Origin of the sequence: Azospirillum sp. B506 (assembly GCF_000333595.1) — a bacterium.
Taxonomy (GTDB): Bacteria; Pseudomonadota; Alphaproteobacteria; order Azospirillales; family Azospirillaceae; genus Azospirillum.
Genome location: NZ_BADK01000529.1, coordinates 1 through 1,207, shown reverse-complemented (window position 1 = coordinate 1,207; position 1,207 = coordinate 1). Strand labels below are relative to the sequence as shown.

The 1,207-nt window shown below is 66.4% G+C and carries 1 protein-coding gene; it reads left to right on the top strand.

The window, feature by feature from the left end; genetic code table 11:
* The coding region (locus I71_RS15705; RefSeq protein ID WP_042695786.1) for a decarboxylase at window positions 1–987 on the top strand (987 nt) is incomplete at its 5' end.
* Window positions 988–1,207 lie beyond the last annotated feature (220 nt).

The window sequence follows — 1,207 nt, the reverse complement described above, 5'->3', positions numbered from 1 at the left end:
GTACGCCATTTCGACGTTGCCTCCCCCGGCGAAATCAGGCTGATTCGCCAGATGTTCCCGGACGCCGTCCTGCATTACATGCACCCGGTGAAAGGCCGTCAGGCGATCCGCAATGCGTACCGCCAATATGGCGTGCGCGACTTCGTGCTCGACAGCCGGGAAGAGCTGGACAAGATCCTTGAGGAGACCGACGGCGCCACCGACCTCGGCCTCGTCGTGCGGCTGGCGCTGCCGAAGGGCAATGCCGTCTACGACCTGTCCGGCAAGTTCGGCGCTGACCTGACCGACGCGGTGGAACTGCTGCGCGCCGCCCGCGCCGTGGCGCCAAAGCTCGGGCTTTCCTTCCATGTCGGCTCGCAGATGCTCGACCCGTCGGCCTACGAGCGCGCCATCGCGCTGGCCGGCTTCGTTATCGCCGAGAGCGGTGTCGTGCTTGACGTGCTCGATGTCGGCGGCGGCTTCCCGGTGTCCTACCCTGGCGTCACCCCGCCGCCGCTCGGCGACTTCATGGCCGCCATCGCCCGCGGCATCGCCGCCATCGACCTGCCGGCCCACTGCCGCCTGTGGTGCGAGCCTGGCCGTGCCCTGGTGGCCCCCGGCGTCTCGCTGGTCGTGCAGGTGGTGAAGCGGCGCGGAAACGAGCTGTTCATCAACGATGGCGTCTATGGCGCGCTGTCGGATGCCGGCGTGCCCGGCTTCCGCTTCCCGGCCCGCCTGATCCGCCCGTTCGAGGCGATGACCGATGCCGGGGATGAGGCTTTCAGCTTCTACGGTCCGACCTGCGACAGCGCCGACAAGATGGCCGGCCCCTTCCACCTGCCGGCCGACGTGAAGGCCGGCGATTGGATCGAGCTGGGACAGCTCGGCGCCTACGGTTCATGCCTGCGCACCGCCTTCAACGGCTTCGACCAGGCACGGATCGTCGAGGTGTCGAACGCGCCGCTGCTCGCCACTCCCGGTTACGAGCTTCGCTCCTGCGCTGCCTGAAGGCGAAGCCGGATTCTGTGGATAAAGCGTAAAGACATCCGTAACATTCAGTTGCCCGGCGCGCCCCGTTTCCTCTTCTCCGAAGTGGGCGGGAGCGCCGGGCTATGTCGTTGGCCTAAACTACCTCGGGGAGACAAAAAATCATGGCCCTGGACACGAAGCTCTGCACGTTCACAGGCCGCATGGTCATCGTGGATTCGGTTCGATGGCCAGGGGTTTG